The sequence below is a fragment of the Geodermatophilus chilensis genome (assembly GCF_002802985.1).
GTDB lineage: Bacteria > Actinomycetota > Actinomycetes > Mycobacteriales > Geodermatophilaceae > Geodermatophilus > Geodermatophilus chilensis.
This window is the reverse complement of the sequence record NZ_NVPT01000126.1, coordinates 1-15819: the sequence shown is the minus strand read 5'-3', so window position 1 is coordinate 15819 and position 15819 is coordinate 1. Positions and strand designations below refer to the sequence as shown.

The following is a 15819-nucleotide window of genomic DNA, read 5'->3' as shown; positions in this document are numbered from 1 at the left end:
GCACCGGCTCGACGTCCCCGAGCGTGCCCGCGAGAAGGCCTACCGGGCGCGCGACACCGCCGTGGAGACCTACCGGGAGAGCCCGCCCGCGGTCATCGGTCCTCCGAGGCGGGGGGAGACTGTCGATGTCCTCACATGCCCCCGATGATCGCCGGGGTAACCAGGCGCGGGTCACACTCCGGCCACGGTGCCGGCGCTCACTACCCTCAATGCGCATGAGCTGGTACTGGCGGTTGGAGGACCCCTCGGGGGCGGAACTCGACCCCGCCGCGGTCGGGGTGGAGGTGCCGCGGGCGGACAACCAGGGCGACGCGGAGTCCTGGCTGGGGGAGAACTGGCGCGACCTGCTCGAGCGCGGGGTGGCGACGGTGACGCTCTTCGACGGCGATCAGGAGGTCTACGGCCCGATGGGCCTGGCCGCGACCTGAGCCCGCCCAGGGAAGCCGGGCGGGCTCAGGTGGCCCCGTCCAGGGCCCCACCCTGAGCTTGCGAAGGGTGGGGAGGACGGCGGCCCCCTGCAGGGTCCCGCCGCGAACTTGTGAGTGGCGGGGGGCAGGGGGTCCTTTCTCAGCCGCGGGCGGTCTTGGCGGGGTCGCGCTCGACGACGTCCCCCAGGACCTCGTCGATCCGGGCCAGGACGTCGGCGCCGAGGATCACCCCAGCCGCCGCCACGTTGTCCTGCACCTGCTCGGGCCGGGTCGCGCCGATGATCGCCGCCGCGACGTTGGGGTTCTGCAGCACCCACGCGACGGCCAGCTGGGCCATGGACAGGCCGAGGTCCTCGGCGACCGGTCGCAGGTCCTGGACCCGCGTCAGGACGTCGTCCCGCAGGAAGCGCCGCATCGACCCGCCGGCCTCCGCGTGCCCGCCGCGGCTGTCGGCCGGCGGCTGCTGACCGGGCAGGTACTTGCCGGTGAGCACGCCCTGCGCCAGTGGGGACCACACGATCTGCGACACCCCCTCCTTCTCGGAGGTGGGCACGACCTCGTCCTCGATGACCCGCCACAGCATCGAGTACTGCGGCTGGTTGCTGATCAGCTGGACGCCGAGGTCGCGGGCGAGGGCGGCGCCGGCGGCGATCTCCTCCGCCGTCCACTCCGAGACACCGATGTAGAGCACCTTGCCGGCCCGGACGAGGTCGGCGAACGCCGTCATCGTCTCCTCGAGCGGCACCGTCGGGTCGTAGCGGTGCGCCTGGTACAGGTCGACGTAGTCGGTCTGCAGCCGCCGCAGCGAGGCGTGGCAGCTCTCGGTGATGTGCTTGCGGGACAGGCCGCGGTCGTTGTGGCCCGGACCGGTCGGCCAGTAGACCTTGGTGAACACCTCGAGCCCCTCGCGGCGCTGACCGGCCAGGGCCCGGCCCAGCACCGCCTCGGCCCGGGTGCCGGCGTAGACGTCGGCAGTGTCGAAGGTGGTGATGCCGGCGTCGAGGGCGGCGCGGACGCAGGCGTGTGCGGCGTCCTCCTCGACTTGGCCGCCGTGGGTCAGCCAGTTGCCGTAGGCGATCGCGGAGATGTTCAGGCCGGAGCGGCCCAGTCGTCGGGATTCCACGCCGCCCGACGCTAGCCCCGCGGCTCCGACGCCCTCCAGGGCGTCCCTGAGCGTGCAAGGACGTCGAGGGGAGGACGGGGCCCTCTTTCAGACCTGGGCGCCCAGCCGGACCTCGGGCTTGGGGAAGCGCCAGCGGCGGATCATGGTGGCCCGGCTGATCCCGTACCAGACCAGGCCCTTCATCTTGTGGTCCTGGCCGGGGAAGCGCTCGAGCACCTTCCTCTTGATCCGCCGGCCCAGCACGATCGAGTCCGCGATCATCAGCAGGAAGAACACCAGCCAGATGGAGACGGTGTAGCTGCGCACCTGCTCGTTCGGCACGAAGTTGCCGATGAGCACCAGCGCGGCGACGAGGAGGAAGAAGCTGCCGGCGTTGCGGCGGGCGTCGACGACGTCGCGGACCAGCTTCCGGACCGGACCCTGGTCGCGGGGCGGCAGGTACGTCACGTCGCCACGGGCTGCTCCGGCGCGGGTGGCCCTGCGGTTGGCGGCCTGCTGCTCGCGCATCCGCTTGTAGGCCTCCTTGCGGGTCTGCGGAGGCGGCGGGGGAGGCCCGGGACGGCGTCCCTGGGCCTCGTTGCGCTTGGGCGTGGGTCGACCCTTGCCGCCCGTCCGCACCAGCTGCGCGGTCACGTCGGCGGCGGGGTCGGTCGCGGCCGCGGTGCGGTCGCGGCGTCCGGGCAGGCGGAGCTTCACGGCCCCGAGTCTACGTGTGACCTCGGCCGATCCCGGTCTGCACGGCACTCCACGCCGTACAGTGGGAAGAGGCTCCGCTCCGGCGGTGTTGGCCTGCTGCAGGACGTGCCGCAGCAGGCACCCTCGAACGTGGGAGGACTTCCAACATGACGGTGCAGGACACCACGGCCACCGGGGTCATTCTCAGCGACCCCGCTGCCGCCAAGGTCAAGGCGCTGCTGGACCAGGAGGGTCGCGACGACCTCCGCCTGCGCATCGCCGTCCAGCCCGGCGGCTGCTCGGGCCTGCGCTACCAGCTCTTCTTCGACGAGCGGTTCCTCGACGGCGACCAGACCTACGACTTCGGTGGCGTCGAGGTCATCGTCGACCGGATGAGCGGCCCCTACCTCGGCGGTGCCGTGATCGACTTCGTCGACACGATCGAGAAGCAGGGCTTTACGATCGACAACCCGAACGCCACCGGCTCCTGCGCCTGCGGCGACTCCTTCAGCTGAGTCGATGACATCGCGGTCCTCCGGACCGCACCGCGGCCAGGTGCCGTGCCCCGGGTGCGCTGAGCGTGTCCGCGGCACCGCGTCGGGAGCCCTCCGGGCTCCGCAATGCGGCACCGCCCTCGCAGGGGCGGCTCCCGCCAGAACGTGAATCGGCCCGGCTCCCCCTGGGAGCCGGGCCGTTCGTCGTCCGCGGACTACAACCGGACGGGGTAGACGGTCTCGGGGACGTCGACCTTGATGCGCTGCTCGACGAACACGCCGTGCCAGACCATGAACACCAACAGCGTCCACAGCTTGCGGGACAGGTCGACCGCCGAGCCGGCCCGGTGGTTGTCGCGGTGGGCGTCGAGCATCCAGAGGATCTGCCGCCGGTCGAGCCACTCGTCGGTCTGGCTCTCCTCGATGATCTGCCGCGCCCAGTCGTGCAGGTCCTCGGCCAGCCAGTGCCGGGTCGGGACGGGGAAGCCCAGCTTGCGGCGGTGGAGCACGTGCGGCGGCACGATCTGCTCGAGCGCCTTGCGCAGCGCGTACTTCGTCGTCTCCTTGGTCACCCGCTCGTCGACCGGGAGCGTGCCGGCGACGGCGAAGACCTCCGGGTCGAGGAAGGGCACCCGCAGCTCGAGTGAGTTGGCCATGGTCATCTTGTCGGCCTTGACCAGGATGTCGCCCCGCAGCCAGGTGAACAGGTCCACGTACTGCATGGCGGTCACGTCGTCGTAGCCGGCCGCGCGGGTCCGCTCGTACAGCCCACGGGTCACGGCGACGTGCGACAGGTCGGGGTCGCGCCGCTCGAGGAACCCGAGCTCGTCGTCCCGGAAGATGCGGGCGTTGCCGTAGTACCGCTGCTCGAGCGGGATGGAACCGCGGCGCAGCAGGTCCTTGCCGCGCATGCCGTCGGGCAGCCGCGCCGACAGCGCGCCCAGCGCCCGGCGGATCCCGCCGGGCAGCTTCTCGAACGCCGCCAGCGACAGCGGCTCGCGGTAGATGTTGTAGCCGCCGAAGAGCTCGTCGGCGCCCTCCCCGGAGAGCACCACCTTCACGTGCTTGCGGGCCTCGCGGGCGACGAACCACAGCGGCACGAGCGCGGGGTCGGCGACCGGGTCGTCGAGGTACCAGACGACCAGCGGGATCGACTCGGCGAACTCCTCGGGCGTGACCACCTTCGTCACGTGCTCGACGCCGATCGCGGCCGCGGACTCCGCCGCGACGTCGATCTCCGAGTAGCCCTCCCGCTCGAAGCCGACCGTGAAGGTCATCAGGTCGGGGTTGTACCGCTTGGCCAGCGCCGCGATCGCGGTCGAGTCGATGCCGCCGGAGAGGAACGAGCCGACGGTGACGTCGGCGCGCATGTGCACCCGCACCGAGTCGTCGAGCACCGCGGCGATGCGGTCGTAGAGGCCCTGCTGCTCGTCCGCGGAGACCGGCCGGACGGGGAAGGTCGGGTGGAAGTAGCGGTTGGTGTGCAGCTCGCCGTCCACCACGGTGAAGCTGGTGCCGCTCTCGATCCGCCGGATGCCGCGGTGCAGCGTCGCGGGCTCCGGGACGTACTGCAGCGTCAGGTAGTGCTGCAGCGAGGCGGAGTCCACGCCCCCGGCCGCGTCGCTGCCGCCGAGCATCTCCAGCAGCGCCTTCTTCTCGGAGCTGAAGACCAGCGCGCCGTCGGCGAGGCGGGCGGTGAACAACGGCTTGATGCCGAACGGGTCGCGCGCGCCGAACGCCGTCCCGGTCAGGGTGTCCCAGATGACGAAGGCGAACATGCCGCGCAGCCGCCGGACGACGTCCTGACCCCAGTGGTGGTAGCCGGCGACGATCGCCTCGGTGTCGCCCTCGGTGGCGAACCGCGCGCCGAGGGCCGCGAGCTCCTGGCGCAGCTCCACGTAGTTGTAGATCTCGCCGTTGAAGACGATCCGGTACCGGCCGTCGGCGTAGGGCATCGGCTGGTGGCTGTGCTCGATGTCGATGAACGCCAGCCGGTTGAAGCCGAAGGCGACCCGTGCGTCGTTCCAGACCTGGGTCTCGTCGGGGCCGCGGTGCCGCAGGCAGTGCAGCGCGTCGCGGACCCCCTCGACGGTCGAGTCGGTCACGCGGTCGGCGTCGGTGGACAGGTAGGCCAGCAGGCCACACATGAGGCGCAGGTCTCCGGGAGGTCGGCTCTGGCCCGGCTCGGTGGCCGGGACGACGGTCAGACGCGCTCGCCGGCGCGGGTCTTGCGGGTCGCGATCCGTTCGGCGACGAACGACAGGATCGGGACGGTGCCGGCGACGAGCACCAGCACGGTGCCCTTGAGCGTCCAGCGGGCGCGCAGGGCGAGGTCGCACGCGGTCAGGAAGAAGACGAAGTAGAGCCAGCCGTGCAGGGTGCCGATGACCGACACGGGGCCGTCGATGCCGCCGAGGTACTTCAGCGGCACGGCGACCAGGACGAGCGCGATCAGCAGGACGCCCACGATCCAGGCCATCACGCGGTAGCGGGTCAGCGCGGTGGGCACGCTCTGACCCACCCGACGGGCCAGGGCGCGGGGCAGCCGGGAGGCCGTCGTCGACTCAGCGGCCATGCTCGGCCCGCTGCTGCAGCGCCCGCTCGTTGAGCTCGGCGAGGTAGGCGTTGTAGGCGGCCAGCTCCGGGTCGCCGGAGGTGTCGATGCGGGGCCGCTGGTAGAGGACCACGGCGCTGCCCGGCTCGTCCTCGTCGGGGTCGCGGTTGACCTCCTCCCGGCACATGCGCACGTAGAACCACAGGCCCATGAACCCGTACAGCGGCCACTGCAGCGCATAGCTCCAGTTCACCGCGCCGCCGCCGGCCTCGGCCTTGGACAGCTGCCAGTACCCCAGGAAGAAGGTGGCCACGAAGAGGGCGGCCACCACCAGGTGCAGGAGCACCCACTTGGGGGTCAGCAGCCGGGAGAACACGGCCTCGACTGTAACCGGCGCTGCCCCCCGGCAGGGGACGCCGGTGGGAGGGCTCACCGTGCCACCGTCGGCCCCGGCCGCCGTCCGGCGCGGGCTCCCGGGCCCTCGCCCGGCCGCCTGGGACCCCGACCCGCCGCTGGGGTGTCTCCGGTGGTCGGCCGCCGTGCGGGGTCGGCTAGTCTCGCCGCAGACTGTGGTCGGCACAGGCGCCGTTCGCCGGGACCGGCTGACGGCCCGCCGGGAAGACCGTCCGGCGCACCGGACGAGGACGAGGAGGCAGCGAGCAGTGGCTCGAGGCAGCAGGCTCGCGCGGGTCGCCGCGCTCGGTCTCCTGGGGGTGCTCGCCCTGACCGGGTGCACCCCGAACAACGAGTTCTGGCGCTGGGGCTGGCCCGACGGGGTCACCGACGAGTCGGTCTACATGCGCGACCTGTGGATCTGGTCGGTCATCGCGGCCCTGATCGTCGGTTTCGCGGTGTGGGGGCTCATCGGCTGGTCGGTCGTCATGCACCGCAAGCGCGGCGACGAACTGCCGAAGCAGACGGCGTACAACCTGCCGTTGGAGATCGTCTACACGATCATCCCGTTCCTCATCATCGCCGGGCTGTTCTTCTTCACGGTCGTCGTGCAGAACCGGGTGCAGGAGCGCAGTTCCGACCCCGACGTCACCGTCGCGGTCAACGCCTTCAAGTGGAACTGGCAGTTCGTCTACCCGGAGACCACCGGGGCCGACGGCGAGCCGATCAACACGGTCGGCAACAGCGACGAGATCCCGATCCTCGTCCTGCCCACCGACCAGGACATCCGCTTCGAGGTGGCCTCGGCCGACGTCATCCACTCGTTCTGGGTGCCGGAGTTCCTCTTCAAGCTCGACGTCATCCCGGGCAACGAGAACGGTCGCGACAACGTCTTCGAGGTGACCATCCGTGAGGAGGGCGCCTTCGTGGGCCGCTGTGCCGAGCTCTGCGGCACCTACCACGCCTACATGAACTTCGAGGTGCGGGCGGTCTCGCCGGCCGACTACGACGCCTACCTGGCCGCGCGGGAGTCCGGCCTGACCACCTACGAAGCGCTCGAGAGCATCGGTCAGCCGGGCGCGGCGACGAGCACCTCGCCGTTCGACCTGGTCGACGACGTGCAGCGGGCCGACGGCTGACGTGTCCGCCACCCGCGCACCGCACACCACGCTGGAGGGACGGCCGTGAAGGTCGAAGCGCTCATCTTCAACGTCATCGGCGTCTTCTGTCTGCTCATGGCCGCCGTCTACGGGATCTGGTCCCGTGAGCCGATCGGGACGACGGCCCTGGTCCTCTCCGGTGGGCTGACGTTCCTGGTCGGCGGCTTCTTCTGGTTCATCTCGCGGCGCATCGACGCCCGTCCCGAGGACCGCAAGGACGCCGACATCGCCGACGGCGCGGGCGAGCTGGGCTTCTTCAGCCCGGGCAGCTACTGGCCGTTCGGCATGGCCCTGTCGGCCGGTCTCATGGGGCTGGCGCTGGCCTTCTTCTACCCCTGGCTGATCATCCTGGCCACCGCAGCGCTGCTGACCACCATCGGCGGCCTGCTGTTCGAGTACTACGTGGGGCAGAACGCCCAGGGCTGAGCGCTCCCGCCCCGACGACGAGGGCCCCTCTCCGCTGCCGCGGGAGGGGCCCTCGTCGTCGCGGGGCGGACGGCGGTCCCGGGCCCCCCGTGCGGGCGGCTGTCGTCCCGTGGACGGCGCGGTGAATGGCGCTGGGGTCCACCCGGGTCGCAGGGGGTCGCAGGTGGCCGGGATCGGCGTGCTCGGTCGTGCGGTCGCCGCGGCGGAGCGGGTGTCCGTGGGGGGTGGCCCGCCCGCTCGGCTCCTGAGGGAGGTGCCACCGCACACCGCGCCCGTGGGATTCGTGGGCGTCGCAGGCCGTGGTACGCCGTTCGCCGGAGGGCGTCGCGATGAGCGGTCCCGGCCGTGGCCGTCCGTGGGTCGGTGAGGACGCCGACCGCCTCGCGTGGACGGGTGGTCGCGAGCCGGCTCCACCAGGAGTGCGGCAGCGCCAGGAGTAGCGCCCTGCAGAGGGCGGGGGAGGGGCACGTCCCTCGGCGCGCTCCGCGCACGGCCGGGGCGGGGCTGCAGCCGGGACGGCCCCCGGGCGGCCCGAGACCCTCTCGAGTCCCCGATATCCCGCCTGCCGCCCTGGGAGGGGCGGTCGAGTCATCCGGTGAGGACGGCGACCGTCCGACGGGGTCCCGCGCGCGGGTGCCGGCTGGCCCGCTCACCGGTGGGTGCGGCGGACCGTGCGGAGCCGTCGTGCGCCGGCACGGGGAAGGGGCAACGCTCCTCGGCTCGGCCACCGCGCGAGGGCCTCGGGGCGGCCTCAGCGCCTCCTCGGACCCCGGGACCGTGCGCGCCGTGCCCCTGAGCCGGACCGGGTGCCCGCGCCGGTGGCAGCCGGTGATCCGGCCGCCGTCCACGGCTCCGAGGACGGCGACGACGGTCACGCCGACGGGGAGGGGACGGCGTCCCCGGGTCACGGAGCCCGGAACGCAGCAGGGCCCCGACGGGATCCGTCGGGGCCCTGCTGCGTGGTGCGGGTGGTCAGTCGCGCGGCTCCTGCGGCCGACCACCGTCGGAGGGACGGCCGGAGGTGGTGAGCTCGCGGTCGGACTCGGCGGCCGCGAGGCCGTGCTCGTCGCGACGCTGCTCGAGCTCGACCTGCACCGGCTCCTCGATCGGCTTGAAGAACCCGCGGACGGCGCGGCGGGCGCCGCCGACCTGGTTCATCCGCTTGGGCACCGGAGCGCCGCCGTAGGCCAGCTGGCCGTGGCCGTGCTCGTCGACCGGGCCGAGGGGCTGGTGGACCTCGATGAACTCACCGTGCGGCAGCCGCCGGATGACACCGGTCTCGAGGCCGTGCTCGAGGACCTCCCGGTCGTGCTTCTGCAGGCCGAGGCAGATCCGGTAGGCGAACACGTAGGCGAGCGGGGGCAGGATGATCAGCCCGATGCGGCCGGCCCAGGTCATCGCGTTGAGGCTGATGTCGAACTTCTCGGCGACGACGTCGTTTCCGCCCGAGATCATGAGGACCACGTAGAAGGTGAGCGCCATCATCCCCAGCGAGGTCCGCACCGGCACGTCGCGGGGACGCTGGAGCAGGTGGTGCGAGGCCGTGTCCCGGGTCAGCTTCCGCTCGATCATCGGGTACAGCGCGAGGAGCGTGAAGAGGATGCCGGGCAGCACCACGGTCGGCCAGAACAGCGCCGGGATCGTGTAGTCGCCGGGCAGGTTGATGTCCCAGGCGGGGAACAGACGGGTCGAGCCGTCGAGGAACATGACGTACCAGTCGGGCTGCGACGCGGCCGAGACCTGCGCCGGGTTGTACGGGCCCCACAGCCACACCGGGTTGATCTGCACCAGGCCACCGAGCGCGGCGCAGACGCCGAACACGATGAAGAACAGACCACCGGCCTTGCCGGCGAAGGCCGGGAAGAGCCGGTTGCCGACCACGTTGTGCTCGGTCCGCCCCGGGCCGGGGAACTGGGTGTGCTTCTGCTTGACCAGGATCAGCAGGTGCATCGCGATCAGCGCCAGGATGATCGCCGGGATGATCAGCACGTGCACGATGTACATGCGGCCGACGATGAACTCGCCCACGTAGTCGCCGTTGAAGACGGCCCAGTGCACCCACGTGCCGACCACCGGGATCGCCAGGATGATCGCCGAGACGATCCGCAGGCCGGTGCCGGAGAGCAGGTCGTCCGGCATCGAGTAGCCGGTGAACCCCATAGCGAACGAGAGGACGAGCAGCGCGATGCCGATCAGCCAGTTCGTCTCACGGGGCCGCCGGAAGGCGCCGGTGAAGAAGATGCGCAGCAGGTGGACGACGATCGAGGCCACGAACAGCAGTGCCGCCCAGTGGTGCAGCTGCCGCACGAAGAGGCCGCCACGGACGTCAAACGAGAGGTACAGCGTCGACTCGTAGGCAGCCGACATCTCGGCACCCCGCAGCGGCGCGTACGTGCCCTCGTAGACGACCTCGCGCATGGAGGCGTCGAAGAAGAACGTCAGGTACGTGCCGGACAGCAGCAGGACGACGAACGAGTAGAGCGCAATCTCGCCGAGCAGGAAGGACCAGTGGTCGGGGAAGACCTTGTTCAGGCTGCGGCGGAGCGGGCCGGCGACGATCAGGCGGTCGTCGACCTCCAGCGCCGCCTTGCCCAGTCTCGAGGTCGGGACACCCGGCGCTGTGGCGGTGCGAGCCATCAGATGCGCTCCCGGTTCCAGTAGGTGGGGCCAACAGCCTCAATGTAGTCACTACGGGCAACGAAGTAGCCCTCGTCGTCGACGGTGATCGGCAGCTGGGGCAGGGGGCGGGTGGCCGGGCCGAACACCGGCTTGGCGCCCTGGGTCACGTCGAACTGCGACTGGTGGCACGGGCACAGGATGCGGCTGGTCTCCTGCTCGTACAGCGAGACCGGGCAGCCGGCGTGGGTGCAGATCTTGGAGTAGGCCACGTAGTCGCCGTAGCCGAAGTCCTCCTGGCCGTTCCGCGGCCGGTCGACCGACACCTGCTCCGGGCGCAGCCGGATGAGCATCGTCGCGGCGTCGGACTCCCGGTTCCCGCCCGGGACGGCCGGGAAGACCGTCTCGAGCGAGCCGGGCTGCTGGTCCCCGGGGCGGATCGGGCTGCCGTCGTCGCGGACGAGACGCACGCCCTCCGCCCAGCTCGTGGTGCCCAGCGGGTCGCCGGTGTTCGGGTTGCGGATCAGACCGCCCAGCGGCATGAGCAGCATGAGCCCGATCCCGCTGCCCATGAAGACCAGGGAGCGGGTGATGAGCTTGCGACGGGCCAGGCCGCTGTTGTGCAGACCGCCCACGAGGGTGGCGCCGGTGGTGACCCGGTCGAAGTGCGAACCGTCGTGCTTGTCCTGCACCGCGGTCTCGTGCGGGAGCAGATTCTTGGTGAACAGCACCATGCCGATGCCGACGAGGATCAGCGCCAGCCCGCCGAGCGCGCCGATCAGCGGGGTGAAGATGGCGCTCCAGCCGCCCTCGGTGATCTCCCACTGCCAGTCGGGCAGGAACCAGCCGGATCCGGCATAGATGACGAAGGCCGCGAACGCGGCCAGCCCGGCCAGGCCGAAGGTGAGAGCGACCTGGCGGACGGCCCGCTGCTCCGCCGCGGAGCCCGGCTCCGGGCCCGGGTCGACGTGCAGGACCTGCACGTCGTCGTACCCGGCACCCAGCAGGTCGAGCTCCTCGCGCGACATGCTCGCGAGCTGCTCGGGGGTGTACTCGTCGTCCGGACCGCCGTGCAGGGGACCCGGGACGTCCGCGCCGCCGGTGGTGCCCGGGGCGCTCTCGCGCGTGCTCACGCTTCCTCCTCGCCGACGCCGGTGGTCAGCGCTCGTGGTGCCGTGGGGGAGAGGGTCCGCGTGCTCACGCCTTGCTGCCCATCCAGAAGATGCCGAACAGCAGCGCGGCCACACCCACGACCCAGATGACGACGCCCTCGGCGACCGGGCCGATGCGCCCGACGCCGAAGCCACCCGGGTCGGCCTGCTCCTTGATGGTCTGGATGTAGTTGATGATGGAGCGCTTCTCCTCGGGCGTGAGCTGGTTGTCCCCGAAGATCGGCATGTTCTCGGGGCCGGTCAGCATCGCGGTGTAGATCTCGAGGTCGTTGGCGTCCTCGAGGCTCGGAGCCCGCTTGCCGGAGGAGAGGGCGCCGCCCTCGCCGACGAAGTTGTGGCAGGAGGCGCAGTTGAGGCGGAACAGCTCGCCGCCCTCGGCCAGGTCGCCCTCGCGCAGGTCGCCGGAGGGCAGCGTGGGCCCGCCGCCGTTGGCCTGGACGTAGGCCATCAGCTGGTCGATCTCCTCGTCGGAGAAGACCGCCGGCTTGTCGGGGGCCTGGGCCTCCTGGCGGACCAGCGGCATGCGACCGGTGTGCACCTGGAAGTAGACGGCGGCCTCACCGACGCCGATCAGCGAAGGGCCGCGGGTGGGCACGCCCTCGAGGTTCTCGCCGTGGCAGGTGATGCAGCTGCGCTCGTAGAGCTCGCGGCCGGCGGCCTCGGCGGAGGACTCGCTGGCGGCGCTCTCCTCGGTCGCCTGCGCGGGCGAGAGCGCCGAGTAGAGGGTGCCGGTGAGCACCAGGGCGGCCATCAGGCCGGCCACGTTGGCGACACGGCGGCGCTGCTTGGAGCGGCGCCGGACGCGGGCCGCAGCGGCGGGGGACCCCTCCGTGGGACGGCCGGACCAGCGACGGAGGCCGCGGGGCGCCCCCTCGTCGGACGGGGCGTCGGACTGCGGGTTCGTGGTGGACACCGTTTCCCTAGCGGATCAGGTAGATCGTGGCGAAGAGCCCGACCCACACGACGTCGACGAAGTGCCAGTAGTAGGAGACCACGATGGCCGCGGTCGCCTGTGCCGGCGTGAAGCGGCCCATGGTGGACCGGATGAGCAGGTACACGAAGGCGACGAGGCCGCCGATGACGTGCAGCGCGTGGAAGCCGGTCGTCAGGTAGAAGACCGACCCGTAGGTGGAGCTGGAGATCGTGGTGGCGTGCTCGGTCACGAGCACCCGGTACTCGTTGGCCTGGCCCAGCACGAAGGCCAGGCCCATCACGAAGGTGATGGTGAACCAGCGCCGCAGGCCGTAGACGTTGCCGTTCTCCGCCGCGAACACGCCCAGCTGACAGGTGACCGAGGAGGCCACCAGGATGATCGTGAAGAACAGCGCGTAGGGCAGGTTCAGCTCGGTCGGCTCCGGTGGCCAGCCCTCGAGGGCCCGGGCGCGCGCCGTGAAGTACATGGCGAACAGGCCGGCGAAGAACATCAGCTCGCTGGAGAGCCAGATGATCGTGCCGACGCTCACCAGGTTCGGTCGGGTCAGGGAGTGCACCCGGGAGGTGTCGAAGGTGCCGCTCGCCACGGGAGCCGTTGTCACGACGCCCATCATGGCATCGCTCCTGCCAAGGTCACGACCGCGGGTGGGTGGCGTGGCGACGCCGTGACCTCCTCGATACCGAGAACCCGTGCTGCCTGGTCAGCGGGCCCGCTGGCACTACGCTCGGCGCCGTGAGCAACGCCGCCCCGGCCACCGTCCTGGTCTACAGCTCCCGGCCCGACGTACGGGCCGCCGTGCGCACCGCGGTGGGCCGCCGCCCGGCCGCCGACGTGGGCCCGCTGACCTGGGTCGAGTGCGCCACCGGTGAGGACGTCGTCGACACCGTGGACGGCGGTGGCGTGGACCTCTGCATCCTCGACGGGGAGTCCCAGCCCACCGGTGGCCTGGCCCTGGCCCGGCAGCTGACCGTGGAGGTGGCCGACCGCCCGGCGCTGTGCGTGCTCATCGCCCGCCAGCCCGACCGGTGGCTGGCGCACTGGTCGCGGGCCGACGCCACCCTGCCCCTCCCGGTCGACCCGCTGACCGCCCCCGCCGTCGTCGCCGACCTGCTGCGCGACCGGGTGGGACGGCGCCCGGTCGCCCGGTGAGTGCCCGACCGACCTGGGCGGCCCTGCTCAACCGCCTGCTGGCGCGCGAGGACCTCACGGCCGACGACACGTCGTGGGCCATGCGCGAGGTCATGACCGGCGAGGCCACCCCCGCGCAGATCGCCGCCTTCGCCGTCGCGCTGCGCGCCAAGGGCGTGGCCCCGCAGGAGCTCGGCGGCCTGGCCGCGGAGATGCTCGCGCAGGCGACGCCGGTCCAGCTGCCGGTGGCCTCGGTTGACATCGTCGGCACCGGGGGCGACGGCGCGCACACGGTGAACATCTCCACGATGGCCGCCGTCGTCACGGCCGCGGCCGGGGTGCCGGTCGCCAAGCACGGGGGGCGCGCGGCGTCGTCGTCCTCTGGGGCCGCCGACGTGCTCGAGGCGCTCGGTGTGGTCATCGACCTGCCGGCGCCGGCGGTGGCGCGGTGCGTCGAGGAGGCCGGCATCGGGTTCTTCTTCGCGCCGGTGTTCCACCCGGGCATGCGGCACGCCGCCGTCCCGCGGCGGGAGATGGGCATCCCGACGGTCTTCAACTTCCTGGGGCCGCTCACCAACCCCGCGCGCCCGGCCGCCGCCGCCATCGGGGTCGCCGACGCGCGCATGGCGCCGGTGGTGGCCGAGGTGCTCGCCGCCCGCGGCATGCGCGCGCTGGTCTTCCGGGGCGACGACGGCCTCGACGAGCTGACGACCGCGACGACGTCCTCGGTGTGGGTGGTGCGCGGCGGCGAGGTCGAGCCCGACCGGGCCGACCCCTCGGCGCTGGGCATCGCGCAGCCGCCGGCCGACGCGCTCCGCGGTGGCGACCCGGCGTTCAACGCCGACGTGTTCAGGCGGGTGCTGGCCGGCGAATCGGGCCCGGTGCGCGACGCGGTGCTGCTCAACGCCGCGGCGGCGCTGGCTGCCTTCGCCGAGCGGCCCGCGCGGCTGCACGACGGGCTGGCCGCCGGCCTGGAGCAGGCGGCGGCCGCCGTGGACGACGGACGGGCGGAGGCCCGGCTGGCGCGCTGGGTGGAGACCAGCCGGGCCCTGCGCGGTTAGACCGGCTGCCTGCCCCGTCCCGGGGCTCGCTCCGCTCGGCGCGAGCCCCGGGACGGGGTCCTCATTCCAGGCCGAGCGAGAACGCGGCCTCGAGGTCGTGCCGCGAGTAGGCGCGGAACGCGATGTGGGTCTCGGTCTCCAGCACCCCGGGCACCTTGTTGATGCGTCCGGCGATCACCTCGGCCACCTGGTCGAACTCGCGGACGCGGACGATCGCGATGAGATCGACCTCGCCGGCGGTCGAGTAGACCTCGCTGACCCCGTCGAGGTCGGCGACGGCCTCGGCCACCTCGGGGATCGCGTCGGTGGCCGCGTCGATCATGACGATGGCGGTGATCACGCGGGGGATGCTAGCCGGGTGGCCGGGGGACCGGCGGCTCCGTGGGAGACCCGCTCGGGACGGGCCCGGGTGCCCAGCGAGCGGCCGTCGGCGAACGGGTCGCGCCCGGCGCGGCCGGCGTCCACCCGGTCCAGGAAGTCGGTGTAGCCGCCGGTGCCGGGCACGGGGCAGGCCAGCGTGCCGTCGACCTGCACCAGCCGGGTGCCGGGCTTCTCCATCCAGCGCAGCACCAGCTCGGTCTCGTCGACGGAGGTGGCCAGCTCGCCGTCGGGACCGACGGGCGTCTCCGCCGTCGCCAGCAGGCCGTCGAGGGTGGCCCGCACCGAGCTGCCGCGGGCCGCGCACCCGGCGGCCACCAGCCGGCCCCGGCGGACGACGGACAGCTGCCAGCCGCCCTCACCGTCCGGGCGGGCCAGGACCAGCTCGGGCACCGCGGCCAGCGACTCCAGCCGCTGCCGCCGCCGCACCGCGCGCACCAGCACGGCGACGCGGTCGCGCAGCACCGCCGCGTCCTCGTAGCGCTCCTCGGCGGCCAGCCGCTCGACCCGCGCCAGCAGCGGCTGCAGCAGGGCGTGCGGGTCGGCGGCCACCGCGGTGCGCAGGACGGCGGCGACCTCGCCGTACTCCTCGACCGACTGCGCGCCGGTGCACGGTGCGCCGCAGCGACCCATGCCGGCCAGCGCGCAGGCGGTGCCGAGCACCCGGACCGACAGCCGCCCGGTGCACTGGCGCAGCGGCAGCGACTCGTGGACGGCGGCCACGGCGGCGTCGGCCGCGCGCCGGTCGGGGAAGGGGCCGAGGAAGACCCCGGCGCCCGGGCGCACGCGGCGGACCACCGACAGCCGCGGGAAGGGCTCCTCGGTCAGCCGCACCCACAGCGCCCGCTCGGGGAACCGCGAGCGCCGGTTGTAGCGCGGCTTGTGCTCGGCGATCAGCCGCAGCTCGCGGACCGCGGCCTCGAGGTCGTGCGCGCACGGGATCGCGTCGACCCGCTCGGCCAGCGCCACCATCTCGGTCATCCGGCTGCGCTGCTCGCCGGCGGTGAAGTAGCTGCGCACCCGGCTGCGCAGGTCGGTCGACGTCCCGACGTAGAGCGGCTCGTCGCGGGGCCCGCGGAACAGGTAGACGCCCGGGCCGTGCGGCACGCCGTCGGCCAGGTGCCGCTTGCGCAGCCGCTCGGGGTCGACCTGCCGGGTCAGGCCGGTCAGCTCCTCCAGGCTGGTGATGCCGAGCGGGCCCAGCCGCTCGAACAGCCCGTGCAGGACGTCGACGGTGGCGCGGGCGTCGGCCAGCGCCCGGTGGCAGGGCTCGGTGC

The 15819-nt window shown here is 72.6% G+C and carries 17 protein-coding genes; 6 read left to right on the top strand and 11 right to left on the bottom strand.

Annotated features, from left to right (window positions below):
* Window positions 1–215 precede the first annotated feature (215 nt).
* Entirely contained in the window at window positions 216–428 is a 213-nt protein-coding gene (locus CNO22_RS19195) for a hypothetical protein (RefSeq protein WP_100500879.1), read from the top strand.
* Between the two features lie 139 nt (window positions 429–567).
* Here CNO22_RS19195 and CNO22_RS19190 read toward each other — a convergent pair whose 3' ends face one another.
* On the bottom strand, window positions 568–1551 hold the full coding sequence (locus CNO22_RS19190) for an aldo/keto reductase family protein (RefSeq protein ID WP_100500876.1): 984 nt from the start codon (window positions 1549–1551) through the stop codon (window positions 568–570).
* Between the two features lie 87 nt (window positions 1552–1638).
* Window positions 1639–2247, bottom strand: coding sequence for a DUF3043 domain-containing protein (locus CNO22_RS19185; protein ID WP_100500875.1), 609 nt, complete (start codon window positions 2245–2247; stop codon window positions 1639–1641).
* Window positions 2248–2393: 146 nt separating this feature from the next.
* On the opposite strand from CNO22_RS19185, the gene CNO22_RS19180 reads away from it, so the two are divergent.
* Window positions 2394–2741, top strand: a complete 348-nt coding sequence (locus tag CNO22_RS19180) for a HesB/IscA family protein (RefSeq protein WP_072915689.1) — start codon at window positions 2394–2396, stop codon at window positions 2739–2741.
* Window positions 2742–2935: 194 nt separating this feature from the next.
* Here CNO22_RS19180 and asnB read toward each other — a convergent pair whose 3' ends face one another.
* From asnB to CNO22_RS19165, 3 genes are read right to left on the bottom strand one after another with little or no spacing between them, the layout of a single operon-like run.
* Window positions 2936–4867: an asparagine synthase (glutamine-hydrolyzing) gene (asnB, locus tag CNO22_RS19175; RefSeq protein WP_100500874.1), complete on the bottom strand. Its 1932-nt coding sequence runs from the start codon at window positions 4865–4867 to the stop codon at window positions 2936–2938.
* Between the two features lie 56 nt (window positions 4868–4923).
* Entirely contained in the window at window positions 4924–5295 is a 372-nt protein-coding gene (locus CNO22_RS19170) for a DUF3817 domain-containing protein (RefSeq protein ID WP_100500873.1), read from the bottom strand.
* Window positions 5285–5650, bottom strand: coding sequence for a metalloprotease (locus CNO22_RS19165; RefSeq protein WP_100500872.1), 366 nt, complete (start codon window positions 5648–5650; stop codon window positions 5285–5287). The genes CNO22_RS19170 and CNO22_RS19165 overlap by 11 nt, the downstream gene beginning before the upstream one ends.
* Before the next feature lie 286 nt (window positions 5651–5936).
* Between CNO22_RS19165 and ctaC the strand changes: the two genes are divergently transcribed.
* Both ctaC and CNO22_RS19155 read left to right on the top strand, forming a co-directional pair.
* A complete protein-coding gene (ctaC, locus tag CNO22_RS19160; RefSeq protein WP_100500871.1) occupies window positions 5937–6806 on the top strand; it encodes an aa3-type cytochrome oxidase subunit II in 870 nt (289 codons plus the stop codon).
* A 45-nt stretch (window positions 6807–6851) separates the two neighbouring features.
* A complete protein-coding gene (locus CNO22_RS19155; RefSeq protein ID WP_100500870.1) occupies window positions 6852–7253 on the top strand; it encodes a cytochrome c oxidase subunit 4 in 402 nt (133 codons plus the stop codon).
* A 972-nt stretch (window positions 7254–8225) separates the two neighbouring features.
* Here the strand turns inward: CNO22_RS19155 and qcrB are convergent.
* The 4 genes from qcrB to ctaE form a co-directional block, all read right to left on the bottom strand.
* Window positions 8226–9890: a cytochrome bc1 complex cytochrome b subunit gene (gene qcrB / locus CNO22_RS19150; protein WP_198588443.1), complete on the bottom strand. Its 1665-nt coding sequence runs from the start codon at window positions 9888–9890 to the stop codon at window positions 8226–8228.
* On the bottom strand, window positions 9890–11002 hold the full coding sequence (gene qcrA, locus CNO22_RS29770; RefSeq protein WP_198588442.1) for a cytochrome bc1 complex Rieske iron-sulfur subunit: 1113 nt from the start codon (window positions 11000–11002) through the stop codon (window positions 9890–9892). The genes qcrB and qcrA overlap by 1 nt, the downstream gene beginning before the upstream one ends.
* Before the next feature lie 64 nt (window positions 11003–11066).
* Window positions 11067–11954 (bottom strand): cytochrome bc1 complex diheme cytochrome c subunit, encoded by an 888-nt coding sequence (gene qcrC / locus CNO22_RS29765; protein ID WP_100500869.1) that lies wholly within the window; start codon window positions 11952–11954, stop codon window positions 11067–11069.
* Between the two features lie 7 nt (window positions 11955–11961).
* The gene (gene ctaE, locus CNO22_RS19135; RefSeq protein WP_232807176.1) at window positions 11962–12585 is read right to left on the bottom strand and encodes an aa3-type cytochrome oxidase subunit III; all 624 of its coding nucleotides are present in this window, start codon (window positions 12583–12585) and stop codon (window positions 11962–11964) included.
* A 122-nt stretch (window positions 12586–12707) separates the two neighbouring features.
* Here ctaE and CNO22_RS19130 point away from each other — a divergent pair, with 122 nt between their 5' ends.
* The gene (locus tag CNO22_RS19130) at window positions 12708–13124 is read left to right on the top strand and encodes a hypothetical protein (protein WP_100500867.1); all 417 of its coding nucleotides are present in this window, start codon (window positions 12708–12710) and stop codon (window positions 13122–13124) included.
* The gene (gene trpD / locus CNO22_RS19125; protein WP_100500866.1) at window positions 13121–14164 is read left to right on the top strand and encodes an anthranilate phosphoribosyltransferase; all 1044 of its coding nucleotides are present in this window, start codon (window positions 13121–13123) and stop codon (window positions 14162–14164) included. Before CNO22_RS19130 ends, trpD begins: the two co-directional genes overlap by 4 nt.
* A gap of 61 nt (window positions 14165–14225) precedes the next feature.
* On the opposite strand, the gene CNO22_RS19120 is transcribed toward trpD, so the two are convergent.
* Both CNO22_RS19120 and CNO22_RS19115 read right to left on the bottom strand, forming a co-directional pair.
* Window positions 14226–14504, bottom strand: a complete 279-nt coding sequence (locus CNO22_RS19120; protein WP_100500865.1) for an Lrp/AsnC family transcriptional regulator — start codon at window positions 14502–14504, stop codon at window positions 14226–14228.
* Window positions 14501–15819 (bottom strand): DEDD exonuclease domain-containing protein (locus CNO22_RS19115; RefSeq protein ID WP_100500864.1); only part of this gene is annotated, 1319 nt, incomplete at its 5' end. The genes CNO22_RS19115 and CNO22_RS19120, both read right to left, overlap by 4 nt.

What these genes read in the sequence shown, in the direction of transcription:
- CNO22_RS19195 (WP_100500879.1), top strand. Translation starts at nt 216, where the DNA reads ATGAGCTGGTACTGGCGGTTGGAGGACCCCTCGGGGGCGGAACTCGAC.
- CNO22_RS19180 (WP_072915689.1), top strand. Translation starts at nt 2,394, where the DNA reads ATGACGGTGCAGGACACCACGGCCACCGGGGTCATTCTCAGCGACCCC.
- asnB (WP_100500874.1), bottom strand. Translation starts at nt 4,867, where the DNA reads ATGTGTGGCCTGCTGGCCTACCTGTCCACCGACGCCGACCGCGTGACC.
- CNO22_RS19170 (WP_100500873.1), bottom strand. Translation starts at nt 5,295, where the DNA reads ATGGCCGCTGAGTCGACGACGGCCTCCCGGCTGCCCCGCGCCCTGGCC.
- qcrB (WP_198588443.1), bottom strand. Translation starts at nt 9,890, where the DNA reads ATGGCTCGCACCGCCACAGCGCCGGGTGTCCCGACCTCGAGACTGGGC.
- ctaE (WP_232807176.1), bottom strand. Translation starts at nt 12,585, where the DNA reads ATGGGCGTCGTGACAACGGCTCCCGTGGCGAGCGGCACCTTCGACACC.